This is a genomic window from Streptomyces sp. NPDC090499 (assembly GCF_044769305.1).
Lineage (GTDB): Bacteria > Actinomycetota > Actinomycetes > Streptomycetales > Streptomycetaceae > Streptomyces.
In genome coordinates, this window is the sequence record NZ_JBIVXP010000001.1 from 43,964 (window position 1) to 67,323 (window position 23,360).

The 23,360-nt window shown below is 73.2% G+C and carries 25 protein-coding genes; 9 read left to right on the forward strand and 16 right to left on the reverse strand.

Going from position 1 to position 23,360, the window contains the following annotated elements; translation table 11 throughout:
• Positions 1-12: 12 nt before the first annotated feature.
• From ACIQVL_RS00230 to ACIQVL_RS00245, 4 genes are read right to left on the reverse strand one after another with little or no spacing between them, the layout of a single operon-like run.
• Complete coding sequence (locus tag ACIQVL_RS00230; protein ID WP_403473861.1) at positions 13-1,239, reverse strand: amidohydrolase family protein; 1,227 nt, start codon at positions 1,237-1,239, stop codon at positions 13-15.
• Complete coding sequence (locus ACIQVL_RS00235; RefSeq protein WP_403435409.1) at positions 1,236-2,522, reverse strand: amidohydrolase family protein; 1,287 nt, start codon at positions 2,520-2,522, stop codon at positions 1,236-1,238. Before ACIQVL_RS00235 ends, ACIQVL_RS00230 begins: the two co-directional genes overlap by 4 nt.
• Positions 2,523-2,552: 30 nt before the next feature.
• Entirely contained in the window at positions 2,553-3,437 is an 885-nt protein-coding gene (locus ACIQVL_RS00240) for an SDR family NAD(P)-dependent oxidoreductase (RefSeq protein WP_403473862.1), read from the reverse strand.
• The gene (locus tag ACIQVL_RS00245; RefSeq protein ID WP_403473863.1) at positions 3,437-4,240 is read right to left on the reverse strand and encodes an acetoacetate decarboxylase family protein; all 804 of its coding nucleotides are present in this window, start codon (positions 4,238-4,240) and stop codon (positions 3,437-3,439) included. Before ACIQVL_RS00245 ends, ACIQVL_RS00240 begins: the two co-directional genes overlap by 1 nt.
• A gap of 223 nt (positions 4,241-4,463) precedes the next feature.
• On the opposite strand from ACIQVL_RS00245, the gene ACIQVL_RS00250 reads away from it, so the two are divergent.
• The 5 genes from ACIQVL_RS00250 to ACIQVL_RS00270 all read left to right on the forward strand — a co-directional run bounded on the left by ACIQVL_RS00250 (position 4,464) and on the right by ACIQVL_RS00270 (position 9,260).
• Positions 4,464-5,453: a DEDDh family exonuclease gene (locus tag ACIQVL_RS00250; protein ID WP_403435404.1), complete on the forward strand. Its 990-nt coding sequence runs from the start codon at positions 4,464-4,466 to the stop codon at positions 5,451-5,453.
• A 113-nt stretch (positions 5,454-5,566) separates the two neighbouring features.
• Complete coding sequence (locus tag ACIQVL_RS00255; protein ID WP_093508408.1) at positions 5,567-5,800, forward strand: hypothetical protein; 234 nt, start codon at positions 5,567-5,569, stop codon at positions 5,798-5,800.
• 49 nt (positions 5,801-5,849) lie between these two features.
• Positions 5,850-6,644: an SURF1 family protein gene (locus ACIQVL_RS00260; RefSeq protein WP_403435402.1), complete on the forward strand. Its 795-nt coding sequence runs from the start codon at positions 5,850-5,852 to the stop codon at positions 6,642-6,644.
• Positions 6,645-6,714: 70 nt separating this feature from the next.
• On the forward strand, positions 6,715-8,499 hold the full coding sequence (locus ACIQVL_RS00265; RefSeq protein ID WP_403435400.1) for a glycoside hydrolase family 15 protein: 1,785 nt from the start codon (positions 6,715-6,717) through the stop codon (positions 8,497-8,499).
• 5 nt (positions 8,500-8,504) lie between these two features.
• Positions 8,505-9,260 carry an SDR family oxidoreductase gene (locus ACIQVL_RS00270; RefSeq protein WP_403435399.1) on the forward strand — a complete coding sequence of 252 codons (756 nt, stop codon included), beginning with the start codon at positions 8,505-8,507 and terminating at the stop codon, positions 9,258-9,260.
• A 12-nt stretch (positions 9,261-9,272) separates the two neighbouring features.
• Here ACIQVL_RS00270 and ACIQVL_RS00275 read toward each other — a convergent pair whose 3' ends face one another.
• Positions 9,273-9,998, reverse strand: a complete 726-nt coding sequence (locus ACIQVL_RS00275; RefSeq protein ID WP_403473864.1) for a TetR/AcrR family transcriptional regulator — start codon at positions 9,996-9,998, stop codon at positions 9,273-9,275.
• 95 nt (positions 9,999-10,093) lie between these two features.
• Between ACIQVL_RS00275 and ACIQVL_RS00280 the strand changes: the two genes are divergently transcribed.
• Positions 10,094-11,218 carry an FAD-dependent oxidoreductase gene (locus ACIQVL_RS00280; RefSeq protein ID WP_403473865.1) on the forward strand — a complete coding sequence of 375 codons (1,125 nt, stop codon included), beginning with the start codon at positions 10,094-10,096 and terminating at the stop codon, positions 11,216-11,218.
• A gap of 82 nt (positions 11,219-11,300) precedes the next feature.
• On the opposite strand, the gene amaP is transcribed toward ACIQVL_RS00280, so the two are convergent.
• The 5 genes from amaP to ACIQVL_RS00305 are packed head-to-tail and all read right to left on the reverse strand — an operon-like array spanning position 11,301 to position 13,565.
• Positions 11,301-11,879 (reverse strand): alkaline shock response membrane anchor protein AmaP, encoded by a 579-nt coding sequence (gene amaP, locus ACIQVL_RS00285; protein WP_403473866.1) that lies wholly within the window; start codon positions 11,877-11,879, stop codon positions 11,301-11,303.
• Between the two features lie 4 nt (positions 11,880-11,883).
• A complete protein-coding gene (locus ACIQVL_RS00290; protein ID WP_403473867.1) occupies positions 11,884-12,492 on the reverse strand; it encodes a DUF6286 domain-containing protein in 609 nt (202 codons plus the stop codon).
• On the reverse strand, positions 12,492-12,851 hold the full coding sequence (locus ACIQVL_RS00295) for an Asp23/Gls24 family envelope stress response protein (RefSeq protein WP_403435390.1): 360 nt from the start codon (positions 12,849-12,851) through the stop codon (positions 12,492-12,494). Before ACIQVL_RS00295 ends, ACIQVL_RS00290 begins: the two co-directional genes overlap by 1 nt.
• Positions 12,848-13,042, reverse strand: coding sequence for a hypothetical protein (locus ACIQVL_RS00300; protein WP_403435388.1), 195 nt, complete (start codon positions 13,040-13,042; stop codon positions 12,848-12,850). Before ACIQVL_RS00300 ends, ACIQVL_RS00295 begins: the two co-directional genes overlap by 4 nt.
• Positions 13,043-13,100: 58 nt before the next feature.
• Entirely contained in the window at positions 13,101-13,565 is a 465-nt protein-coding gene (locus ACIQVL_RS00305) for an Asp23/Gls24 family envelope stress response protein (RefSeq protein ID WP_089101589.1), read from the reverse strand.
• Between the two features lie 87 nt (positions 13,566-13,652).
• On the opposite strand from ACIQVL_RS00305, the gene ACIQVL_RS00310 reads away from it, so the two are divergent.
• On the forward strand, positions 13,653-14,348 hold the full coding sequence (locus tag ACIQVL_RS00310) for a nucleopolyhedrovirus P10 family protein (protein WP_403473868.1): 696 nt from the start codon (positions 13,653-13,655) through the stop codon (positions 14,346-14,348).
• Positions 14,349-14,434: 86 nt separating this feature from the next.
• On the opposite strand, the gene ACIQVL_RS00315 is transcribed toward ACIQVL_RS00310, so the two are convergent.
• The 4 genes from ACIQVL_RS00315 to ACIQVL_RS00330 all read right to left on the reverse strand — a co-directional run bounded on the left by ACIQVL_RS00315 (position 14,435) and on the right by ACIQVL_RS00330 (position 18,447).
• A complete protein-coding gene (locus tag ACIQVL_RS00315; protein ID WP_403435385.1) occupies positions 14,435-15,238 on the reverse strand; it encodes an enoyl-CoA hydratase/isomerase family protein in 804 nt (267 codons plus the stop codon).
• A gap of 128 nt (positions 15,239-15,366) precedes the next feature.
• Positions 15,367-15,585 carry a helix-turn-helix domain-containing protein gene (locus ACIQVL_RS00320; RefSeq protein WP_046727957.1) on the reverse strand — a complete coding sequence of 73 codons (219 nt, stop codon included), beginning with the start codon at positions 15,583-15,585 and terminating at the stop codon, positions 15,367-15,369.
• 361 nt (positions 15,586-15,946) lie between these two features.
• Positions 15,947-17,545: an ABC-F family ATP-binding cassette domain-containing protein gene (locus ACIQVL_RS00325; RefSeq protein WP_403435384.1), complete on the reverse strand. Its 1,599-nt coding sequence runs from the start codon at positions 17,543-17,545 to the stop codon at positions 15,947-15,949.
• A gap of 92 nt (positions 17,546-17,637) precedes the next feature.
• Positions 17,638-18,447: a hypothetical protein gene (locus ACIQVL_RS00330; RefSeq protein ID WP_403435382.1), complete on the reverse strand. Its 810-nt coding sequence runs from the start codon at positions 18,445-18,447 to the stop codon at positions 17,638-17,640.
• Positions 18,448-18,655: 208 nt separating this feature from the next.
• Here ACIQVL_RS00330 and ACIQVL_RS00335 point away from each other — a divergent pair, with 208 nt between their 5' ends.
• Both ACIQVL_RS00335 and ACIQVL_RS00340 read left to right on the forward strand, forming a co-directional pair.
• Positions 18,656-19,546, forward strand: a complete 891-nt coding sequence (locus ACIQVL_RS00335; RefSeq protein WP_403435380.1) for a neutral zinc metallopeptidase — start codon at positions 18,656-18,658, stop codon at positions 19,544-19,546.
• A 116-nt stretch (positions 19,547-19,662) separates the two neighbouring features.
• Positions 19,663-20,076, forward strand: coding sequence for a VOC family protein (locus ACIQVL_RS00340; RefSeq protein WP_403435378.1), 414 nt, complete (start codon positions 19,663-19,665; stop codon positions 20,074-20,076).
• A 148-nt stretch (positions 20,077-20,224) separates the two neighbouring features.
• On the opposite strand, the gene ACIQVL_RS00345 is transcribed toward ACIQVL_RS00340, so the two are convergent.
• Complete coding sequence (locus ACIQVL_RS00345) at positions 20,225-21,613, reverse strand: hypothetical protein (RefSeq protein ID WP_403435376.1); 1,389 nt, start codon at positions 21,611-21,613, stop codon at positions 20,225-20,227.
• A gap of 412 nt (positions 21,614-22,025) precedes the next feature.
• Positions 22,026-23,153 (reverse strand): alpha/beta hydrolase, encoded by a 1,128-nt coding sequence (locus tag ACIQVL_RS00350; RefSeq protein ID WP_403473869.1) that lies wholly within the window; start codon positions 23,151-23,153, stop codon positions 22,026-22,028.
• Between the last annotated feature and the right edge of the window lie 207 nt (positions 23,154-23,360).

Consider the following 23,360-nt stretch of genomic DNA (forward strand, 5'->3'; position numbering starts at 1 on the left):
GCCGTACCGACGTCACCAGACCCGTACCGAAGCCCCTCGCGCGAACACCGGGCTCGTCGCGTCCGCCGGCGGGTCCGGCAGCGGTTCGGCGATCTCCGCCACCGTCGGTCCCGCCTTCGCCGCGATCGGGTCCAGGAGGTCCAGGTCGAAGCCGTACACGCGGGCCGCGTTGCCGCCGAGCATCGCGGCGAGCTCGCTCTGCGGAACGCCGGCGAAGGCGAAGCGCAGGCCCTCCCTGGTGTACGGGTACGTGCCCTCGTCGTGCGGGTAGTCGCTGCCCCACATGATCTTGTCCAGGCCGATGCGGTCACGCAGCGGCACCTCGTGCGGGCGCATGAAGCTGGCGCCGACGAAGCAGTTCTCGTGCCACACCTCGGAGGGCGGCCTGCCCATCGCCTCCGCGAGGCCGACGCCGAACTTCGCCTCCGCGGTCGTCGCCCGCGCCGCCGCCAGCAGGCGGCCGTGGTAGTAGTCCAGCATGGCCAGGACCCCGGGGATCCAGCCGGAGCCCTGTTCGGTCAGGACCAGTTTCAGCTCCGGGTGGCGGCGGAAGGCGCCGCCGAAGACCAGGTGCCAGAGCGCGCGGTGCGAGAACCAGGTCGTCTCGACCATGAAGACCGCGCGGGCGGCCGGTTCGTCGCCGAGCGGCGGGGAGGCGGAGCCCGCGTGGTGGTTGACGGGGACGCCGAGTTCCGCGCAGACGGCCCAGATCGGGTCGTACACGCGCGCGTGCAGTTCGGGCAGGCCCGAGCCGGGCGGGGTGCCCGGGAGCATCAGCCCGCCCTTCAGGCCCGCCGACACGGCCCGGCGGATCTCCTTCACGGCCTCCTCGACGTCGTTGAGGAGGATCTGGAAGACGCCCGCCCGGCGGCCCGGCGCCGCCGCGCAGAAGTCGGCGAGCCAGCGGTTGTGGGCGCGCAGGCCCGCCCAGCGCCGCTCGAACTCCGCCGCGGTCGGCGCGGGGGCCATGAGCGAACCCGACGGGAAGAACGGCGGGATGGTGTTCGGGAAGATCACCTCCGCGACGATCCCGTCCGCCTCCAGCTCCGCGAGCCGCCGCGCGGAGTTCCAGTTGCGGTCCGCCGAGTCGGCGAGCAGGTCCTCGTACGGGTTGACGTACGTCGCCGCCCAGCCGTCGAAGTCGTCGTGGTACCGCTTCTCCAGGTAGGGGCGGTAGTCGAGGAGGTCCGCCCCCGCGTGGCAGTCGGCCGAGATCACCGTGTAGCGGTCGTCGCTCACGACGTCACCCCCAGAGCCGGGAAGTCGTTGCCGGTCAGCCAGTGCCGGCCCACCTCGCGCGAGCGGGACCAGGACGCCGCCACCACCGCCTGGTCGGCCGGCTGGCCGAGGTCAAACGGGGTGGGGCCGATGCGCCGGGCGAGCGGGGCCAGGCGGGCCACGTCGAAGCCGAAGGCCTCGGCGGCCGCGAGGCCGAGCATCCGGCGGGTCTCGGTCACCGGGATGTCGTGGAAGGTGCGGCGCAGCCACGCGCGCGTGTCCGGCCAGGTGCCCTCGGGGTGCGGGAAGTCGCTGCCCCAGAGGATGTTGTCGACGCCGATCTCGTAGCGCTGCGCGAGTTCCCGGCGCTTGGTGTTGGTGGCGCAGACGAACACCTGCCGGTCCAGGTACTCGTGCGGCGGGCGGGTCAGCTCCTCGAAGGGGGAGAGTTTCTTGCCGCCGTGCGCGCCGAGGTAGAGGCGGTCCATGAACCACAGCAGGTTCGGCAGCCACCAGCATCCCGACTCCGCGATGCCGAAGCGCAGTCCGGGATGGCGTTCGAAGACGCCGGACCAGAGCAGGAACCACAGCGGGCGGGCCGGCCACCACGTCACCTCGCTGACGTAGATGCCGAGATGGTCGCCGTACTCGTCGCGCGGGGCCGCGCCGGAGTGCGTGAGGACCGGCATCCCGCACTCGGCGGCGGCCGCCCAGACGGGGTCGTAACGGCGGTCGTGGTACGGCTCCCTGTCGACCCACATGGCGGGGATCATCAGCGCGCCGAGGCCGGACTCCTTCGCGCGGTACACCTCGGCGACCACACGGTCCGTCGGGGCCGTGACGGGCAGCAGGGCCACCCCGCAGTGCCGTTCGGGGTGCTCGGACACGAAGTCGGCCAGCCAGCGGTTGTGGGCCTGTGCACCGGCCATGCCGAGCTCCGGGTCGTGGTCCCCGGACAGGCCGAGGCCGACCCCGAAGGGCGCCGCGGTCCGGCTGTCGACCGCGTCGGCGTCCGGGAAGACCACCTCGGCGGCCACCCCGTCACCGTCCAGCTCCTTCACGCGCTGCCCGGCGTCCCAGCCCCCGCGCAGCCCCTCCTCGTTGTCCTGGAACCACCTGGCCGCGAATGCCTCGTTGCGGATGCCGAGCCGGGTCATCTCCTCCCGGCGGCGGTCGCGCCCGGCGAGGAACTCGTCGAAGTCCCGGTGGAACCGGGCGTCCAGATAGGGCCGGTACTCCTCGGTGGGCAGCCCGGCATGGCAGTCGGAGGAGATGATCAGGTATGGGTCGTCGTACACGGTCACCACTGCCCCCTGTCGGTCCAGGATGAGGTGTCAGTCCAGGATGAAGTTCTCGAGGTACGAGGGGTTCGAGCGGTCCAGCATCGAGCGCGCCCTGGCCCGGATCCGGGCGTCGCTGTGCCCGCTCTCCGGGAGCAGCCAGAAGCGGTCCGCGCGGATGCCCGCCACGACGAACCCGGCCACCTCCTCGACGGGCGTGAAGGCGACCTCCTTGCCCGCCGCCCGCATCGCCGCCTCCCACTGGTCGAGGCTGCGGTACGGCGTCCGGCGCGGCCGTTCCTTGGCGTAGCGGTCGGGGCGGTTGCGGTGCGACTCCCACAGGCCCGTGCGCAGCATGTGCGGCCCCGGGAAGAACACCGAGGCGCCCACGCGCGCGTGCTCGGCCCTGAGGTGGGCGTACAGGGACTCGGTCAGCGTGACGACGGCCGCCTTCGTGACCGCGTACACGGAAGCCGTGGGCAGCGGGGCGATACCGCCGTCACCGGAGGATGTATTGACCACATGACCGGGTTGACCCGACTTGATCATCCTGGGCAGGAAAGCCTGTACACCGTGGAAGACGCCCCACACATTGACCTCGAACGCCCACTTCCAGTCGTTCGGTTCGTGCTCCCACATCCGGCCCTCGGCGCCCGAGCCGACCCCGGCGTTGTTGCACAGGACGTGCACCGCGCCGTAGGTGTCGTAGGCCGACTCGGCCAGCTCCAGGACCTGTTCGCGGACGCCGACGTCGACCACGCGCGCGTGCACGTCGGCGCCCTCCGCACGCAGTCCGTCGGCGGCCTTCTCCAGGGCGGCCGGCTCGACGTCGGCGAGGACCACCTTCAGGCCCTCGGCGGCGAACCGCCGGGCCATCGCGAGCCCGATGCCGCTCGCCGCGCCGGTGACGACCGCGACCTGTCCTTCGCGTAACTCCATCAGGACCCGCTCCCCTCGGCGTCCTGCGGGGGCGCGTCGTGGATCTGGCGCGGGTCGTCGTAGCGCTGGTGGACGTACGGCAACAGGGCCTGGGCATCGACCCGTTCGGCGATCCGGCCGCGCTGGCCGCTGGTCTTCTCGCCGAGGGTGAGGTCCAGCAGGCGCAGCACCGGCAGGTCGGCGACCGGGTCGTACGCGGACTCACGGAGGATCACCTCTCCGGTGACGCGCTCCAGCCGGCGGACCTTCTCCTCGCGTACGCAGTGCACCAGCAGCGGGTCGCCGTCGAAGCCCGAACCGTCCACCGCCGGGAGGAACTTGAAGTAGAAGTCGGTCTTCGGGGCGGGCTCGGGCAGCGGCAGCGGGCCGTCGACCGTGCCGCGCACCTCCACGAAGGCGACGCCGTGCCGGGCGAGGGCCGCGCGGACCTGTGCGCCCTCCTGCTCGACGGTCACCTCGCCGAGCTTCTTGGGCTCGCCGAAGACCTCGCGGCCGCCGGTGAGGGCGCGCTCGTGGGTCATCGGCATGACCAGCGGGTACCAGCCCTCGGCCGTGCCGTGCGCGGCGGCGACCGCGAACGAGCCGGCGCCGAGCGGGTATCCGGGCAGTTCGACCTTGCTGATGCTGACCCGGGCCAGGGGCCGGCCGGTGGGCTTGAGCGGTGGCGGCAGAACGGCCGCGACCGCGTCCGGGTCGGTCTCCCAGACGGCCACCACCCCGGTGGACCAGACGTCCGGGAGCTTCGTGGTGCGCGCGGCCGCGATCTCCGCCTCGGTCCGAGCGCCGTACCGTACGCGTGCCATCCGCCGTACCGCCCTTCCGTCGGCTGTCCGTGCTCATGGCGGGGTGCACGTTTGCACCGGGCGGCGAAAAGGTCCATAGCCACGCGAAGGGCGATCAGGACGGAGCCCGCGGGCGTGCGACGGGCCGTCAGGACGGACGAGGCATCAGGACATGCGAACGGGCGGCCCCGGCGGGCGGCCTGACGGTCCGGGCTGTCGGTGCGGGCCCGTATCCTCAATGACCATGCTCGAAGACCGTACGACCGCAGTGTCCCCCGGCACCCCGTGGCCGGCCGCGTATCCCAAGGGGTACGCCGTCGTCGACGTGGAGACCACCGGACTGGCCCGGGACGACCGGATAATCAGCGCGGCCGTCTACCGGCTGGACGAGCGCGGCGAGGTCGAGGACCACTGGTACACGCTGGTCAACCCCGAGCGCGACCCGGGTCCCGTGTGGATCCACGGCCTGACGAGCGAGGTGCTCGACGGCGCGCCGCTCTTCACCGACATCGCCGAGGAGTTCTCGGCCCGGCTGGACGGCCGGGTGCTGGTCGCGCACAACGCGGTCTTCGACTGGCAGATGATCGCGCGGGAGTACGCGCGCGCGAAGGCCGAGGTCCCGGTGCGGCAGCGGCTGTGCACGATCGCGCTCGCCAAGGAGTTGGACCTGCCGCTGCCCAACCACAAACTGGAGACCCTGGCGGCGCACTTCGGGGTCGTGCAGCGGCGGGCGCACCACGCACTGGACGACGCGCGCGTGCTCGCGGAGGCGTTCCGGCCCAGCCTGCGGGCCGCGGCGGCGGGCAACGTACGCCTGCCGCTCCTGGAGTGCCGCCCCCTGACGGAGTGGTCGGACACGCCCCGGATCGGGCCCCAGGCGAGCGGCGGGTACGGGGGCTACCGGCCCGGCAGCTGGCGGCCGTCCCGCAAGCGCCCGGCGTGCCCCTACCCGAACCCGGGCCGGTACGAGGACGGCAGGCCGCTGAAGCAGGGCATGCGGGTGGCGTTCTCCGGGGACACGTCGATCGAGCGGGACCTCCTGGAGGACCGGGCCGTCGAGGCCGGTCTGCACGTCTCGACGAGCGTCTCGCGGCTCACCAGTCTGCTCGTCACCAACGACCCCGACTCGGGCACCTCGAAGGTCCTCAAGGCCCGCCAGTTCGGGACGCCGGTGGTCGACGAGGCGGCCTTCGGGCAACTGCTGCGGGACGTGGCACCGGCCACCCGGCAGTGACCGCCCGCGCGGGCCGTACACCCGTCCGTACGGGCCGTGCGGACGGGTGATTGCCGTACGACTCGCCCGGCGCCCGCTCGCCCGCGCGCGGCCGACCGCCCACCCTGTGGCGCATGGCGAAATGTGAAGTTTGCGGCAATGACTACGGAATGACCTTCGAGGTGCACGCGCAGGGCGCGGTCCATGTCTTCGACTGCTTCTCCTGTGCGATCCACCGCATGGCCCCGGTCTGCGAGCACTGCAAGGTCTCGATCATCGGCCAGGGCGTGGAGGCGGACAACCAGTGGTTCTGCGGCGCCCACTGCGCCCGGGAGGCCGGGAAGGCGGGCATCGTCGACCGCGTCTGACCCGGTACCCGCCCGAACGCGCCCCACGACCGAGTTGTACGGTCGTGGGGTGTACCGCTTCCTGTTGACCCGGCAGTGGCTGATCCTCGCCCTGGTCTCGCTGCTTCTCATCCCCACGATGATCCGGCTGGGGTTCTGGCAGAAGCACCGGTACGAGGAGCGCAGCGCCCGCAACCAGCTGGTCGCCGACGCCCTCGGTGCCAAGCCGGTGCCGGTGGAGGAGGTGACCGAGCCGGGGCATGCCGTGACCCGCAAGGAGCGGTACCACACGGTCACCGCGACCGGCACCTTCGACACCGCCGACGAGGTCGTCGTCCGCCGCCGCACCAACTCCGACGACGAGGTCGGCTATCACGTTCTCACCCCCTTCGTGCTGACCGACGGCAAGGTGCTGCTGGTCAACCGCGGCTGGATCCCGTCCGACGGCCCGAGCCAGACCGCCTTCCCGAAGATCCCGGCGCCGCCGGCCGGCAAGGTCACCGTCCAGGGCCGGCTGATGCCCGACGAGACCACCGCGGCGAGCGGCATCAAGGACCTCAAGGGCCTGCCCGCCCGGCAGATCATGCTGATCAACAGCGAGGAGCAGGCGCGCCGGCTCGGCAAGCAGGTGCTCGGCGGCTACATCCAGCAGACGGCACCCGAGCCCAAGGGCGACACCCCGGAACAGATTTCCGACCCGGGCAAGGAGGACGCGCCGCTGAACTACGCGTACATGATCCAGTGGTGGCTGTTCGCCGCGGGCGTCCCCTACGGCTTCTTCGTGCTGACCCGCCGTGAGGCACGCACGCGTGCGGAGGCGGCGGAGCAGGAGACGGCCGAGGCAGCCGAACCGGCCACCGTCTGAACTCCGTACCGCGTCACTCCCCCGGCCCACCCCTTGATTGGCCCTCCGGCCGGCAGGGAAACCGGCTCCCGTGGACCGACGCATCGAGGACTACGCACTCATCGGCGACGAGCAGACCGCGGCCCTGGTCGGCCGGGACGGCTCCATCGACTGGCTGTGCCTGCCCCGCTTCGACTCCGCCGCCTGCTTCGCCAGGCTCCTGGGCGACGAGGACCACGGCCACTGGCGGATCGCCCCCGGTGGCGCCACGACCTGCACCCGGCGCGGCTACCGGCCCGACACCCTGGTCCTGGACACCGAGTGGGAGACCGCCGAGGGCACCGTCCGCGTCACCGACCTGATGCCCCAGCGCGAGCACGCGCCGGACGTCGTGCGCATCGTCGAGGGCGTCAGCGGCCGGGTCACCGTGCACAGCACGCTCCGGCTCCGCTTCGACTACGGCTCGGTCATCCCGTGGATGCGCCGCTCCGGCGGCCACCGGGTCGCGGTCGCCGGTCCTGACTCGGTGTGGCTGCGCAGCGAACCGTCGGTGCGGACCTGGGGCGAGGACTTCGGCACGCACTCCGAGTTCACCGTCGCGGAGGGCGAGCGGGTCGCGTTCGTGCTCACCTGGCACCCCTCGCACCAGCAGCGGCCGCCGCTCGTCGACCCGTACGAGGCGCTGCGGGCCAGTGTCACCGACTGGCGGCGCTGGACCGCCCGCTGCACCTACGACGGCCCGCACCGGGACACGGTCGTGCGCTCCCTGATCACCCTCAAGGCGCTCAGCTACGAGCCGACCGGCGGCATCGTCGCGGCGGCCACCAGCTCGCTGCCCGAGGAGCTGGGCGGGGTGCGCAACTGGGACTACCGGTTCTGCTGGCTGCGCGACTCCACCCTCACCCTCGGCGCCCTGCTCGCCGCCGGCTACCACAAGGAGGCCGAGCGCTGGCGTGACTGGCTGGTGCGCGCGGTCGCCGGCGACCCGGCGGACCTGCAGATCATGTACGGCCTCGCCGGCGAGCGCCGGCTGCCCGAGTTCGAACTGGACTGGCTGCCCGGCTTCGCCGACTCCAGGCCGGTACGCGTCGGCAACGGCGCCGTCGACCAGCTCCAGCTGGACGTGTACGGCGAGGTGATGGACTCGCTGTCGCTGGCCCGCAGCGCCGGTCTGCCCACCAAGCCGCACATGTGGGCCATCCAGTGCGCGCTGATGAAGTTCCTGGAGACGGCCTGGCGGCAGCCGGACGAGGGGCTGTGGGAGGTGCGCGGCGGCCGCCGCCACTTCGTGCACTCCAAGGTGCTGGTGTGGGTGGCCGCGGACCGGGCGGTACAGACCCTGGAGGACCACGCGGAGCTCAAGGGCGAGTTGATGAGATGGCGCGCGCTGCGCGACGAGGTGCACCGGGAGGTGTGCGAGCAGGGGTACGACCCGAAGCGCAACACCTTCACGCAGTACTACGGCTCACGCGAGCTCGACGCCGCCCTGCTGCTGATCCCGCGCGTCGGCTTCCTGCCGCCGGACGACCCCCGGGTGGTCGGCACGGTGGACGCCATCCGCGACGACCTGGGGCAGAACGGGTTCCTGCGCCGCTACGACACCGACGCGATCGGCGTCGACGGGATGCCGGGCGGCGAGGGCGCCTTCCTGGCCTGCTCGTTCTGGCTCGCGGACGCGCTGCACATGACGGGCCGCACCGACGAGGCGAAGGAGCTGTTCGAACGGCTGGTGGGGCTCGTCAACGACGTGGGGCTGCTGTCCGAGGAGTACGACCCGGAGACCGGGCGTCAGCTGGGCAACTTCCCGCAGGCGTTCAGTCACATCGGTCTGGTGAACACCGCCCTCACGCTCTTCGGCGGCGAGCGGGCAGGATAGGGGCCATGGATCTTGGACTGAAGGACCGGGTGTACGTCGTCACCGGAGCGACCCGCGGGCTGGGCCACGCGGCCGCGCGCGAGCTGGTCGCGGACGGGGCGAAGGTCGTGGTGACCGGCCGCGACGAGAAGCGGGCCGCCGACGTGGCGGCCGAACTGGGGCCGAACGCGGTGGGCGTGGGCGTCGACAACGCGGACCCGGCGGCGCCGGAGCGGCTGATCGCGGTCGCGCGTGAGCGGTTCGGGGGGTTCGACGGGATCCTCGTGAGCGTGGGCGGGCCGCCGGCCGGGTTCGTCGCCGACAACACGGACGAGCAGTGGCAGAGCGCGTTCGAGTCGGTGTTCCTGGGGGCCGTACGGCTCGCCCGCGCGGCCGCGGCCGGGTTGCGGGACGGCGGGGTCATCGGGTTCGTGCTGTCCGCTTCGGTGTACGAGCCGATTCCCGGGCTGACGATCTCCAACGGGCTGCGGCCGGGTCTTGCCGGGTTCGCCAAGTCGCTGGCGGACGAACTGGGGCCGCGCGGGATCCGGGCGGTGGGGTTGCTGCCGTCCCGGATCGACACGGACCGGGCGCGGGAGCTGGACAGGATGTCCGCCGACCCGGAGGCGACGCGGGCCGAGCACGAGTCGCGGATTCCGTTGCGGCGGTACGGGACCCCGGAGGAGTTCGGGCGGGTGGCGGCGTTCCTGATGTCGCCGGCCGCGTCCTACCTGACGGGGATCATGGTGCCCGTCGACGGGGGGATGCGGCACGGGTTCTGACCCTGCCACGGGTCAACCGGACACGGGCCGCAGACTGTTCACGAGCAGGCCGAGGGCGAACTCGAAGCGGTCCTGTCCGGTGCCGGAGATCAGCTCGGCGGCATGGCGTCGGGTCTGCGGGAACCTCTCGGCAGGCAGTGCGGTGAAGCGGTCCAGCAACTCCTCGCGGCCGAGCACCCATTCCTGGTCCTGGTGCCGGCGCCGTTGCCGGACCAGCGACTGCTCCAGCGCATAGGCGCTGACGTAGAGGGACAGCGCGTCGCGGGCCCATCCGGCCGTCCGCGGTTCGATGCCGCCCGCGAGCAGGATCGCCAGGATGCCTTCGCCGACCCGCAGCGTCTCCAGGTTGGTCGACACCACGGCCAGCGCGGCGCGCGAGACCCCGGGGTATTCCAGGTACAGGTCACGGATCTCCGTGTACACCCCGATCAGCTGCTCGCGCCAGGCGGCCGGGGCCGGTTCGGGGAGCACGACCTCGGCGTAGAGCCTGCCGATCAGCAGATCGTCGATGTCGTCCTTGTTGACGATGTGCGCGTACAGCGACGACGGACCGGTGCCGAGCACGGCGGCCACCCGGCGGACGGTCAGCGCGTCGTATCCCTCGGTGGCGACGACTTCCAGGGCGGCGTCGGTGATCCGCTCGACGGTGATCGGCCTCCGGCGCGGCGCCGGCGCGGCGGCCTCCCCCGCGGGTTGGGCGTGGCGGGCTGCGCGGTGTCGGCGGGGGTCTGCGGGCATGCCCACCACTATAGCTTGACGCGATCTAAGTTCGTTGAGTAGAACTTAGATCGTCAGACGAACTAAGTTCGTAACGAGGTCCCCGGAGGTGTGGGATGCGAGTTTCCGTCGTCGGAGCCGGTCTGGGAGGCCTGGCTCTCGCGCAGGGTCTGCGCGGCGCCGGGATCGAGGCCGAGGTGTTCGAGCGCGACCCTGGGATCGTGGCCCGGTTCCAGGGCTACCGGCTCGTGCTGGACCCGGCCGGTTTCCAGGCGGTGCGCGCCTGTCTGCCGGCGCGCTGGCACCCGCTGCTGGACGAGATCGTCATGGACGCCTCCGCCGAGCAGCTGGTCCTGGACCCGCAGCTGAACGAGATCGGCAGGCTCGGCGCGGGCCGGACCGGCATCGTGGTCGACCGGCAGGTACTGCGGCACCTGTTGCTCACCGGCCTCACCGTGCACACCGATGCCGCCCTGACCGGCTACGACGTGTCGGCAGACGGCAAGGTCACGGCCCGCTTCGCCCGCCGCGGCCCGGCCACCGCCGACCTGCTCGTCGGCGCGGACGGCGTCGCCTCCGCGGTCCGCGGGGTGCTGGCGCCGCAGACCGTCCCGACCGACACCGGCGTCCGGTTCGTGATCGGCCGCACCCCGCTGACCGACGAGTTCGCCGGCCTGTCCAAGGCCTACGGCTCGAAGATCACGGGCGACGGCGTCAGCCTGCTGCTCGGCGCGATGCGCTTCCGCACCCCGCCGAAGCAGGCCGCCGAGCGGCTGGCACCCGACGTCACGCTCCCCGACATCGGCGACTACGTGCGCTGGGCCATGATCCTGCCGCCCGACGGCTCGACGGCGGACCCGACCGCGCAGGACGCCGTGCTGTCCAGGATGGCGGGGTGGCACCCGGAGCTGCGCGCGCTGATCGAGCAGGCCGACCCGGACAACACCGCGCTGCTGTCCATCCGGGTGGTCAAGCCCGGCGGGCGCTGGCCGTCCGGCCCGGTCACGCTGCTCGGCGACGCGATCCACGCCACCTCCCCGACCGGCGGCAACGGCGCGAACACCGCGCTGCGCGACGCCGACCTGCTGCGCCGCTGCCTGATCGCGTCCGCCGAAGGCCGCCAGGATCTGCTCGGCGCGGTCGGCGCCTACGAGCGGCAGATGTTCGAGTACGGCGCCGAGGCCGTGCGCAGCAGCCTCGACAGGCTGCCCGCGTTCGCCCCCGAGGCGAAGCCGTCCTGAGACGGCAGCGGGCCCGTGGGCGCGAACCCACGGGACGGGCGGCAGGCCCGCGGCCGGGTGTGCGCGGCCCCGGACGGCGCTGTCAGGTCACCCTTTCCGCACGGTGCCGCACCGAGCTCAGCCGGACCTCGGCGGGGAGTTTCCGCAAGGCCGCCGAGTCCCGGGCATGGGTCAGGGCCTGAGCCGTCAGGGTGTCCAGAGCCTCCCCCGGGGCCACGTCCGGCTCCAGCTGGAGCCACACCCGTACCTCCGGGGCCGTACGCGTACCCCTCAGGACCGCCTGGGCGTGCGAGACGCCCTCCTGGTGGGCGGCGTCCGTCGCCAGGACGGTCTCCAGGGCCCGGCCGCGCAGCAGCGCGTTCTCACCGTCTCCGGTGTCCACCAGGACCTCGGTCAGGCGGCGCCGGCGCAGTTGGGCGGTCAGCCACCACAGGGCGAGCAGGAACAGCACGGCCGGCGCCGCCAGGACCGTCGGCCACCACCAGCCCTCGGCGCGCCAGTGGGTGCGCTCGGCCGTGGTGAGCAGGACGTCGTGGCGGCCGTGGTGGATCCACCAGGACGGGGACGGGGCGCCGAGGCCGACGGCCAGGACCGAGCCGCCGAGGGCGAGGAGCAGGAGGCCCGCGAGGGCGATCAGTACGCGGTTGACGGTGCCGAGCACGACGTCACCCCTTCCGGCCGGGGCGGATCACCTGCAGGGTCAGGGCGGGTTCGTGGGCCAGCCCCATGGCGCGGATCGCGTCGGTCAGGGCCGCCTCCAGGTCGCCCCGCACCTCGTCGAGTTCACGGAAGTGGGAGACGGCGAGGACGTGGGCACGGGACCGGTGCAGCCGTACCCGCACCCGGCGCACGCCGGAGATCTCCATGGCCCGGTCGCGCAGCAGCAGCGCGGCCGCGTCCCGGCGCAGCCCGGCGCGGACGTCGGGGTGGGTGCGCCGCATGGGCAGCAGGTCCCGCAGGCCGGGCGTGACGGCCAGGACCAGCAGCCACAGGCCGAGGGCTGCGGCGATGCCCGCGCCCACCAGGACCCAGGTGGCGTCGAGCGGCTCCGCCGCGAGCCGGCGGGCCAGTTCGCGGCGCCAGTGCATGGCGGGGTGGTGGGCCCGTACGGCGGCGATGTCGTACAGGAAGGCGCCCGCGGTCACCAGGACGAGCACCGCGACCAGGGTGGCGGGGGCGCGGCGCGGGGACCAGAAGCGGGACTCGCGGCCGGCCGGTGGTACGGCGGCCGGTGGCGGTGGCTTCTCGATGACCGGTGTCTGCTCCGTGCTCATCACGCCCTCCCCTGGGCCCGGTCCGGGTGCAGCCGTTCGACGTGGACGGCGACCTCCCGGACGTCCATGTCCACCAACGCGCCTACCCGCTCGACCACGTGTCGACGCACGGCCGCGCACCGGGCGCCGATGTCGGACGGATAGTCCAGTTCGAGGTGGACCCGGACGCGGGCCGTGTCGTGGTGCGTGACCACGGTGGCGTGCGGGGGTACGGCGTCCTTCGGGAGGGGGCCGAGCGCCTCGCGGGCCGCCTGCGCGGCGATCTTCGCCACCACCCGGTCGGCGATCCGGACGGCACCGCGCTCGCCGGGCGCCACGCCCGTCGGAGCGCCGCGCGTCTCACCGCTCGCGGGGGTCATCGCCGGCGGTCGCGGCGGTCGTCACGGGTGCGGAAGAAGTCGCCGAGTTCGAGGTCTCCCTCCGCGAACCGTCCGACGACGAACCCGATGGCCCCGAGCGCCGCCACCAGCAGAAAGGCGCCGAACCCGCCGAAGTATCCGGCGAAGCCCAGCGCCATGCCGGCGATCATGCCGACGACGGCCAGATTCATGGTGCGCTCCCCTCAGCGGTCCCGGTCAACGGTCCCGGTCGGCGGTCCCGGTCAGCGGTCACTGGAGCCGGGACTCCGGTTCTTCTTCCTCTTCCTCCGGAAGCTTCACATCACTCACCGCGATGTTGACCTCCACCACTTCGAGACCGGTCATGCGCTCCACGGCGGCGATCACGTTCTCCCGGACCGCGCGGGCCACGTCGGCGATCGACACGCCGTAGTCCACGACGATCTCCAGGTCCAGCGCGGTCTGCACCTCGCCGACCTCGGCCTTCACGCCCCGGCTCACGGACTTGGAGCCGCCGGGCACCCGGTCGCGCACCACGCCGAAGGTGCGGGCGAGGCCGCTGCCCATCGCGTGCACGCCGACCACGTCGCGGGCCGCCAGCCCGGCGATCTTCTCCACGACCCCGTCGGCGATCGTCGTCCGCCCCCGGGTCGCCGGGTCGCCGCCGCCGCGCCTGACCGTCTTCCGGGTCTGTACCGTCGGGTCCTTCTCGGGCTCCGCCGCCATCTCGGTCATCGCCGTGCGTCCCTTCCCGTCGTCGTCCTGCGACCAAGGTACGTGCGGATGTCCTGTCGTGCCCCGGAGATGCGGCAGGCTGGAGCAATGACGGCGGAGCGACGGACAGACACGCTACGGCACCTGCTGGGCCTGGGCAGGCTCCTCCCGCTGGGCGGGCCGCAGGACGGGGCGTGGCTCACGGAGGCGGCGGCCGACGCGGTCCTGCGGCGGGCGGCGGCCGGGGTGGCGGGAGTGCGGCTGGGTGCGGTGCGGATCGCCCTGGCGGATCCGGCGGAGGTGGCGCAGGCCGTCGTGCCGACGCCGCCCGGGGCGGTACCGCCGGGGCCGCTGCGGCTGACGGCGGACTTCGCGGCGACGGCCGCCGAGCCCCTGCCGGCGACCGCGTCCCGGCTGCGCCGGGCACTGGCGGCGGCCGCGGAGCGGCTGGGGCTGTCCGTCGTCGAGACGGACCTGCGGGTGACCGACCTGCTGGCGGAGGAGCCGGCGGAACCGGAGGCCGTGTCCGCGCCCCGGCCGCCGTCGGTCCGCGAGGGGGCGGATCCCGAAGGGGCCCGGGTGACGGCGGCGGCGCTGGCGGTGCCGGGGGTGGCCCGGGTGACGGGCGCACTGAGCCGGGAGGTCCACTTCGACACCGCGCTGCCGCGCCGCCATGTGCGGGTGGAGGTCGCGCTGACCGACGGCCCACGGGCCGTGGAGGTGGCCCGGCGCGTCCGTACGGCGGTCGGCGAGGCGCTGGAGGACCGGCCGACGGTGGCTGTGCTGGTGACGGACGTCGGCTGAAGCGCCCCGCCGGGGGCGCTCGCGGTAGCCCCGGCCGAAGGGCGGGGGAGGAACCGCGCGAGCAACCCCCACCGGCCGGCGGTGAACTACTCGCCCACCCCCGCCAGGTCCCGCAGCCGCCGAGCCTGCGCCTGCCGCTCCGCGGCCCGCTGCTCGTCGTAGGTACGGCCGGCGGCTCCCTGCAGCAACGCCTTGGTCTCCACGACGGCGTCCCGCGGCGCGGCCAGCAGCGCCCCGGCCAGGTCCCGTACCGCCGCGTCGAGTTCGCCCACCGGCACCGCGACGTTCGCCAGCCCGGAGGCCACCGCCTCGCCGGCCTGGACGTAGCGTCCGGTCGCGCAGATCTCCAGCGCGCGGGCGTAGCCCACCAGGGAGACGAGCGGGTACGTGCCGGTCAGGTCGGGCACCAGTCCGAGGCTCGTCTCGCGCATGGCGAACTGCACGTCGTCCGCGACGACCCGCAGGTCGCAGGCGAGGGCCAGCTGGAAGCCGGCCCCGATGGCGTGCCCCTGCACGGCGGCGATCGACACGATGTCGCTCTGCCGCCACCAGGTGAACGCCTCCTGGAATTCGGCGATGGACGCGTCGAGTCCGGCGTCGTCACGGCCCGCGAGCTCGACGAAGGTCGGCTCGCCGGGGATCCCCTCCGGCGTGAACATCTGCCGGTCGAGGCCCGCGGAGAAGGACTGCCCCTCACCGCGCAGCACGACCACCCGGACCGACCCCGGCAGCGACCGCCCGGCCTCGGCCAACGCCCGCCACAGCGCGGGGCTCTGGGCGTTGCGCTTGGCCGGGTTGGTCAGCGTCACCGTGGCGAGCGCGTCGTCGACGGTGAGCCGTACGCCGTCCTTGTCGAGAACAGGAGCGAGGTCCTGGTCGGGCGAAGCCATGGGGCGCCTCCGATGTGTGCGGTCATCACGCGTTGCCTACCGGCATGCTAAGTGACTGCACAGTAACCACCCGGCCGATCACTCGACCGACCGGGTGGCCACCATCGAAGCCGATGGGCCGCCCGGGGTCAGGACGCGGCTTTCTTGCCCCGCGTCGCCCCGCCACGCCCACGCAGCGTGACACCCGACTCGCTGAGCATCCGGTGGACGAAGCCATACGAGCGGCCGGTTTCCTCGGCCAGTGCCCGAATGCTCGCACCGGAGTCGTACTTCTTCTTCAGGTCTGCCGCGAGCTTGTCGCGCGCGGCGCCGGTCACCCGGCTGCCCTTCTTCAGAGTCTCGGCCACCCGTGCCTCCTCATGGGAAGTGCGCTCTGGTCCCCTCATGATCACCCCTCCGGGGCGTGATGGCCACCCATTCGGCAAGGTCCGTGAGACATCGTTGTGACGACAGGAGCGCATCCCCACATGCGGAATCCGTGATTCCGTCGCGGGTTGTCCGTGATCCCGAAGCGGTTCTCCCGTGAAGTGCCAGGTCAGGCACGCGAAACGGCCGATCCCTTGTCGACAAAGGGATCGGCCGCGAAATCGATGTAGGACACACCTCGATACGAGGAGATCTCACACAGATGATGGATCACCGATAGGCCGAATGATCCATAGCCAGTGGATCAGGCATTCGATCAAACGGCGGCGACGGGACCGGCTCTCAGGCGAGGGCGACCAGATCCGCGTAGTCGGCGCCCCACAGGTCCTCGACGCCGTCGGGCAGCAGGATGATCCGCTCGGGCTGGAGCGCCTCCACAGCACCCTCGTCGTGGGTGACGAGGACGACCGCGCCCTTGTAGGTGCGCAGGGCGCCGAGGATCTCCTCACGGCTGGCGGGGTCGAGGTTGTTGGTCGGCTCGTCCAGGAGCAGGACGTTCGCGGCGGAGACGACCAGGGTGGCGAGGGCGAGACGGGTCTTCTCGCCGCCGGAGAGGACCCCGGCCGGCTTGTCGACGTCGTCGCCGGAGAACAGGAACGAGCCCAGCACCTTGCGGACCTCGACGAGGTCCATGTCGGGCGCCGCCGAGCGCATGTTCTCCAGGACCGTGCGCCCGGGGTCGAGGGTCTCGTGCTCCTGCGCGTAGTAGCCGAGCTTGAGGCCGTGGCCCTCGATGACCTCGCCGGTGTCGGGCTGCTCGACGCCGCCGAGGAGACGCAGCAGGGTCGTCTTGCCGGCACCGTTGAGGCCGAGGATGACGACCCGGGAGCCCTTGTCGATGGCCAGGTCCACGTCCGTGAAGATCTCCAGCGAGCCGTACGACTTCGACAGGCCCTCGGCGGTCAGCGGGGTCTTGCCGCAGGGCGCGGGCTCCGGGAAGCGGAGCTTGGCGACCTTGTCGGAGACGCGGACGGCGTCCAGTCCTGCCAGCAGCTTGTCGGCGCGGCGGGCCATGTTCTGCGCGGCGACCGTCTTGGTGGCCTTGGCGCGCATCTTGTCGGCCTGGGAGTGCAGCGCGGCGGCCTTCTTCTCGGCGTTGGCGCGCTCCCGCCTGCGGCGCTTCTCGTCGGCCTCGCGCTGCTGCTGGTAGAGCTTCCAGCCCATGTTGTAGACGTCGATCTGGGAGCGGTTGGCGTCCAGGTAGAAGACCTTGTTGACAACCGTCTCGACCAGGTCGACGTCGTGAGAGATCACGATGAAGCCGCCGCGGTAGGTCTTCAGGTAGTCGCGCAGCCAGACGATCGAGTCCGCGTCGAGGTGGTTGGTCGGCTCGTCCAGCAGGAGCGTGTCCGCGTCGGAGAACAGGATGCGGGCCAGCTCGATCCGGCGGCGCTGACCGCCGGAGAGCGTGTGCAGGGGCTGGCCGAGCACCCGGTCGGGCAGGTTGAGCGCGGCGGCGATGGTGGCGGCCTCGGCCTCGGCGGCGTACCCGCCCTTGGTGAGGAACTCGGTCTCCTGGCGCTCGTACTGCCTGAGCGCCTTCTCCCGGGTGGCGCCCTGACCGTTGGCGATGCGCTGCTCGTTCTCGCGCATCTTGCGGATCAGGACGTCCAGGCCGCGCGCGGAGAGGACGCGGTCGCGGGCGAGGACGTCGAGGTCGCCGGTGCGGGGGTCCTGCGGGAGGTAGCCGACCTCGCCGGAGCGGGTGACGGTGCCCGCGGCGGGGATGCCGTCGCCGGCCAGCACCTTGGTGAGGGTGGTCTTGCCGGCGCCGTTGCGGCCGACCAGACCGATGCGGTCACCCTTGGCGACCCGAAATGTGGCGTTCTCGATGAGGACGCGCGCACCGGCGCGCAGCTCGATACCGGAGGCGGAGATCACGGACAGACTCCAGAGCGTACGGATAGTGACGGGTGGGCGGCTGAGGACGTTCCCGCCGTCTAATGCGCGAGGAGAATGGCCATGGGCCAAGTCTAACGGGGCGGCGCAAGCGCTTTTTCGGTGCGCGGGTGTTCGGGACGTCCCGCGCGGGGCGGTTCGTTGCCCAGCGGCGTGCGGTGCGGGGCGATTCCGCCCAGGTCGTCCACGGCGACCAGCTGCGCGGTCCAGGCGCCGTCCGCACACGGCTGGGCGACGAGCAGGGCGTGGCCGTGACGTACGGCACGTTCGGGACGGAAGGCGCAGCCCGCGCGGGCGGGCAGCACCCAGCGCAGGTCGCCGTCGGCGGTGCGGTACGCGGCGATCCGGGACGGGGTGACGACCGCGAGGATGCCGCGGCCCAGGGGGCGCAGGACGCCGGCGCCGCCCCGGGCGCGCAGCCAGTCGGTCGCCGCGGGCAGGGCGCGGTGCCAGCGCACGGAGCGGCCGTCGGTGTCGGTGACGAGCCCGTCGTCCCAGACGGTGATGGCCTGCCCGCGCGTGGGCAGCACGCTGAGCGGGCGGCGGCCCGGACGTGCGTACCGCCAGCGCAGGGTCGGCCCGTCGTACGCCTCGACGACTTCGCCACGCGCGCGTGCGGTGGGCGCGGGCGGGCCCGAGGTGAGGTGGTCGCCGTAGGGGGCGGGGCGGATCTGGTGGGCGACGGTGAGCAGCCCGGCCGCCAGGAGCAGCGCGAGGGCGAGGAGGCGCTTGACGGGCCGGTGTGCGCGGGGCGTCCTCGGGACGGCGCTCGAAGGCCGGTGCGGGAAGGCGGCGCCGGGCTGCTCCCGGCAGGGCGGCGCGGACTGCTCCAGGAGTGCCCCGGCGTCCGGTGGCGTGGTTCTCCTGTGCCGCAGAACGGCCACTCCCTCCTTCTTCGGCGCCCGGCCGGGCGCCCCTGTGCCACGGGTCAGGCGCAGAGCGTAGCCACGCCCGCGGCGGGCGGGCGGGCGTGACGCGGGGGCGGGGCGGGACGTCGCCCGTTCGGGCGTCGGTCCGGTCATCGGCGCGAAGTGGCGGCGCGGATGCCGCAAGGTGGTGGTGGGGGACGGAGCGAGCAGGAGGTGGTGCCCCATGCAGTTCGACGACGACGCGAACCTGGACACCTCCGAGGTGCAGGACGTGCGGGGCAGCCGGATCCCGGGCGGCAGGAAGACCGTCGGCGGCGGTCTGGCCGGCCTGATCGCGCTGCTTCTCGCCCTGTTCCTCGGGGTCGGCCCGGACCAGCTGGGGCTCTCCTCCGGGGACAGCTCGCCCGCGCCCGCCTCCTCCTCGCTGGCGCAGGTGCAGCAGACCTGCCGCACCGGACGGGACGCGAACAGCAGGGAGGACTGCCGGATCGTGGCGGTGGTCAACAGCGTGCAGGACTACTGGACGCAGGAGTTCCGGCGCCGCCACGGCACCTACACGGCCGCCCCCACGGTCTTCTTCAGCGGGCAGGTCGCAACAGCGTGCGGGACGGCGACCTCGGCGGTGGGTCCGTTCTACTGTCCGGGCGACCGGAAGGTCTATCTGGACCTCGGCTTCTTCGACGAACTGCGGTCCAAGTTCGGCGCGAGCGGCGGGCCGTTCGCGCAGGCGTACGTCGTGGCGCACGAGTACGGGCACCACGTGCAGGACCTGATGGGCACGTTGCGCAGGTCGCAGTCCAACCTGACCGGGGTGAACAGCAATTCGGTGCGGCTGGAGCTGCAGGCCGACTGCTACGCCGGGGTGTGGGCGCACCACGCCACGACCACGAAGGACGAGTCGACCGGCCGCCCGCTGATCACCAGCCTGACGGCCGCGGACATCCGGGACGGGCTGGACGCGGCGGCGGCCGTGGGCGACGACCGGATCCAGGAGCGGTTCCAGGGGCGGGTGACGCCGGAGACGTGGACGCACGGGTCGGCCGAGCAGCGCCGGCAGTGGTTCTACCAGGGCTACCGGACCGGCGACATGGCTCGCTGCAACACCTTCGGATGAGCGGCTGACCTGCAACGACGGTACAGGCCCGGGGCGTTGTCAGTGCCGGGTGCAAGACTGGGGACCAGGCCGGAACGACGGCTTTCGGGGGACCGACGCACGAGGGAGTGATCGGGATGGCGGGCACGAGTGGCGGGCGGCCGAGCATCTATCCGTCGCTGCTTTACACGGATGCGAAGGCGGCGATCAAGCAGCTGACGGAGGCCTTCGGCTTCACCGAACTGTCGGTGTACGAGGGCGAGGACGGGATGGTGCTCCACGCCGAACTGGTGCAGGGCAACGGGGCGGTCATGCTGGGCTCCCGGGGTCGCGGCGGCCGGTTCGACGCGGCGATGGAGGGCGGCGGCCCGACCGGGGTGTACATCGTCGTGGACGACGTCGACGCGCACCACCAGCGCGCCGTCGACCACGGCGCCGAGATCCTGATGCCCCCGACCGACCAGGACTACGGTTCGCGGGACTACATGGCCCGGGACGTCGAGGGCAACGTCTGGAGCTTCGGCACGTACGCACCCGAGATAGCCGGCTGAGCGGGTCCGACGAAGTCCGCCGCGGTTCGGCAGCGCCCCGTGCGGGGCGCTGGGAGCACCCCCGGCCGAAGGCGGGAGGAACCGCGCGACCGGCCGCGACGGCGCCGCGGTCGACCGACGGCATGGCGCGGCACTTCCAAGGACGTGCTCAGCCTCCGGTGTGCACCTGGAAGGCAGCCCGGCGGACGGCCTTGGCCAGTGCCGGGTCGGGGTGGGCGGCGGCGAGCGCGACCAGGACCTGCACGGTGCGCGGGTGGCCGACGGCGCGGACCTCGTCGAGCAGCGCGGGGACGGTGGGCTGCAGCGCCGACTCCAGGTGGCGGACGAGCAGCGGCGCCTCGCCGTGGTCGGCGACCGCGGCGGCCGTGTCCACCCAGAGCCAGGTGGCCTCCTCCCGGGTGAGCACCTCGTGGGCGTCCTCGGGGTCGATCCCGTCGTGCTCGGCCAGCCACAGCAGGGCGTACGGCCGCAGCGTCGGCTCGTCGACGACCGCGCGGACGTCGGGTTCGGCAGGGGCTCCGACGACGCGCAGCGCCTCGAAGGCGAGGCCGCGCAGCAGGGCGTCCTCGCCGCGGGCGGCGTCGACGAGTTCGGTGACGGCGCCGCCGACGGGGCGGGCGGCGAGCCAGGCGCGGTACTCGGCGCGGGCCGCGTTGGGGCGCAGCTGGGCGCAGCCGCGCAGCATCTCCTCGGCTGCGACCTCGATGTTGCCCGCGGGGCTCTGTGCGGCGACACAGATCTGCTCCAGCTTGACCCAGACCGCCCAGCTGCCCAGCGGGGTGAGGGTGGCCTGGCCGTCGCCGTAGGTCAGCGCGCCGACGGAGGCGAGGGCGTGCAGGGCCCAGTCGAGGAGGGGGGCGAGCTCGGCCTCGTCGGCGGGGGCCGGGTCCTCGGCCGGGGCGTGCTCCGCCGGGTCGGCGTCGGCGGAGCGCACGGCGGCGAGCGGCCGGGCGGTCCCGGTGCCGTGCTCCGTGTCGTAGGGGACCTCGCAGCGCTCGGTGCGCAGTTCGGTGACCCGCTGTCCCAGCAGGTCCAGGAGCTGCTCGACCGGGACGGGACCGGCGGACAGCTGGAGGAAGGAGAGCACCTGGGGCATGGCCGAGACGACCTCGGCGACGGCGGCGGGCTCGAACTCGGCGGACTCCGGGTGGGCGAGCGACCAGGCGTCGAAGAGGGCGACCCAGCCGCGCAGCACGGCACTGTCGTCGCGGTCCCAGGCGCGCAGGCGCCAGCCGGGGCGCGCGCTGTCCCCGTGCACCTCGACCAGGCCGGCGAGGCGGGCGGTGTCCCAGTCGGCGCGGATCTGAGCGGCGGTCAGGCCCAGGTCGTCGGACGCGCGTTCGGCGGACGCGTCGGAGAGTGTGGCCTTGCCGTCGGCGGTCGCGCCGTCGCTGCCCGGCCCGAGTGCGGTGTCCGCCCAGTGGGCGACGCGGGCCGCGCCGGCCAGGCCGGAGCGAGCCATTCTGGCCAGCTCGGCGGGGGCCGGGGTGCCCTCGGGCGGGCGGGGTGCGGGGCGGCGCGCGGGCCGCTGGTTCATCGCTCGGGGGGCGGCGGCCAGGGGTCGCGTTCGGACGAGTCGAAGCCTTGAGTCGCGCGGGATACGGGACGTCACGGGTGCAGTCTTCCGGTTGACGGTCCGAAAACCCAAACGGAATGTCACGGCGGGCGACGGGGCTGGCCAACGCACGGGGTGCGAGGGGAGGCGAGGAGACATGTTCAGGCCAGTGGTACGACGTTAAACGGAACCTCCGGAACCGGCTGGATCCGGGGTTTCCGGCTCGGGACGGGAGCGGGCGGGGCCGCAGAAGGGAAGGACCGGCGAGTGCGGGAAGAATCACATCGGGGGTGCCATCGGATGCCAGGGGCGCCCGCCGGGGAGCGCTCCCCCGGGAGTGCACGCCGGAGAGCGCACTCCCGGGGAGTACGCCGGGGAGCACGCTCGGGGCGCATCACATCAGGGGCGTGAGGAACCGGCGCAGTCGTTCCTCGTACTCCTCCGGGTCGGCGTTCCACATCGCGCCGTGCGGGGCGTCCTGGACGGTGTACAGGGCCACCAGGTCGGGGCGCCGCTCGGCGAGCCGCCGGGAGTACACCCAGGGGGCCAACGCGTCGTCCGGGCCGTGCACGATCAGGGCGGGCACGGTGAGCCGGCCCGGGTCGAAGGGGTCGGCGGCGTGGTCGGCGTGCAGGCCGGCGCGGCCCTGGGCGGCGCGTACCGCGAGCGGCAACAGGTGCTCGGGGGTGTGCCGGGCCTGGGCGAGGGCGCGCAGGGTGGCCTCCCAGCTGAGTACCGGGGAGTCCAGGACGAGGCCGGAGATCCGCTCGCGCAGTGCGGAGTGGGCGGCGGCGCGCAGCGCCATGGTGGCGCCGGTGGACCAGCCGTGCAGGACGACGCGGCGGGCGCCGTAGCGGACGGCGTAGCGGATCGCCGCGTCCAGGTCGCGCCACTCGCTCTCACCGAGGTGGTTCAGCCCGTCCGGGGGGCGCGGGGCGCCGAGGTCGCCGCGGTAGGCGAGGGCGAGCACCGGCAGGCGCCGGGCGTGCAGGAACGCCATGACGTTCATGGAGAGCTCGCGGGTGGTGCCCAGGCCGTGCACCGCGATCACCCAGGTGTCCCGGTGGCCGGGCACGAACCAGGCGGGCAGCGGGCCGACTTCGCCGGGCAGGTCGACGTCGGCGTACTCCAGGCCCAGGGCCGTGCCCGGGTTGCCGACGTGCACGTTGGCGGTGAGCCAGGCCCGGTCGCCGGTCTCGAAGGTGCCGTGGGTCACCCGCTCCAGCCGCCGTACGACGGTGTCGGGGGTGTTCGCGGCGGACTCCAGGACGGCGCCGACGACCGCGTGCGAGCCGTCGCCGGCCAGCCCGTAGGTGCCGGGGCGCAGCGAGGCCAGGTCGCGGGTGAGGGTGATGCGGCCGGCCGCGGTGCCGTGCACGGTGAGCCGGGGTTCGGTGGGCAGGGGCCGGCCGGGCGGTGCCTTCAGCGCGGCGTCACTGGCGAACCGCCCCGCGGCCACGCCGGCCGCACCGGCGGCGAGTACGGCACCGACGGCAGCGGCCGTGACTTTGACTGGGTGCACCTGTCCAGTGTCGGGGCGGACATCGGCGGCGGCCAGTGGAGCGGAGGGGGCTTGTGCGGGCGGGGCGGGTTCACGGGGTGCAGGACGGACGGGTTCGCGGGGTGCGGGACGGACGGGTTCGCGAGGTGCAGGACGGACGGGTTCGCGAGGTGCAGGACGGACGGGTTCGCGAGGTGCAGGACGGACGGGTTCGCGAGGTGCAGGACG

What these genes read in the sequence shown, in the direction of transcription:
- ACIQVL_RS00345 (WP_403435376.1), bottom strand. Translation starts at nt 21,613, where the DNA reads ATGAACCAGCGGCCCGCGCGCCGCCCCGCACCCCGCCCGCCCGAGGGC.
- ACIQVL_RS00280 (WP_403473865.1), top strand. Translation starts at nt 10,094, where the DNA reads ATGCGAGTTTCCGTCGTCGGAGCCGGTCTGGGAGGCCTGGCTCTCGCG.
- ACIQVL_RS00310 (WP_403473868.1), top strand. Translation starts at nt 13,653, where the DNA reads ATGACGGCGGAGCGACGGACAGACACGCTACGGCACCTGCTGGGCCTG.
- ACIQVL_RS00295 (WP_403435390.1), bottom strand. Translation starts at nt 12,851, where the DNA reads ATGACCCCCGCGAGCGGTGAGACGCGCGGCGCTCCGACGGGCGTGGCG.
- ACIQVL_RS00300 (WP_403435388.1), bottom strand. Translation starts at nt 13,042, where the DNA reads ATGAATCTGGCCGTCGTCGGCATGATCGCCGGCATGGCGCTGGGCTTC.
- ACIQVL_RS00250 (WP_403435404.1), top strand. Translation starts at nt 4,464, where the DNA reads ATGCTCGAAGACCGTACGACCGCAGTGTCCCCCGGCACCCCGTGGCCG.
- ACIQVL_RS00240 (WP_403473862.1), bottom strand. Translation starts at nt 3,437, where the DNA reads ATGGAGTTACGCGAAGGACAGGTCGCGGTCGTCACCGGCGCGGCGAGC.
- ACIQVL_RS00275 (WP_403473864.1), bottom strand. Translation starts at nt 9,998, where the DNA reads ATGCCCGCAGACCCCCGCCGACACCGCGCAGCCCGCCACGCCCAACCC.
- ACIQVL_RS00340 (WP_403435378.1), top strand. Translation starts at nt 19,663, where the DNA reads ATGGCGGGCACGAGTGGCGGGCGGCCGAGCATCTATCCGTCGCTGCTT.
- ACIQVL_RS00290 (WP_403473867.1), bottom strand. Translation starts at nt 12,492, where the DNA reads ATGAGCACGGAGCAGACACCGGTCATCGAGAAGCCACCGCCACCGGCC.
- ACIQVL_RS00270 (WP_403435399.1), top strand. Translation starts at nt 8,505, where the DNA reads ATGGATCTTGGACTGAAGGACCGGGTGTACGTCGTCACCGGAGCGACC.
- ACIQVL_RS00315 (WP_403435385.1), bottom strand. Translation starts at nt 15,238, where the DNA reads ATGGCTTCGCCCGACCAGGACCTCGCTCCTGTTCTCGACAAGGACGGC.
- ACIQVL_RS00305 (WP_089101589.1), bottom strand. Translation starts at nt 13,565, where the DNA reads ATGACCGAGATGGCGGCGGAGCCCGAGAAGGACCCGACGGTACAGACC.
- ACIQVL_RS00335 (WP_403435380.1), top strand. Translation starts at nt 18,656, where the DNA reads ATGCAGTTCGACGACGACGCGAACCTGGACACCTCCGAGGTGCAGGAC.
- ACIQVL_RS00245 (WP_403473863.1), bottom strand. Translation starts at nt 4,240, where the DNA reads ATGGCACGCGTACGGTACGGCGCTCGGACCGAGGCGGAGATCGCGGCC.
- ACIQVL_RS00255 (WP_093508408.1), top strand. Translation starts at nt 5,567, where the DNA reads ATGGCGAAATGTGAAGTTTGCGGCAATGACTACGGAATGACCTTCGAG.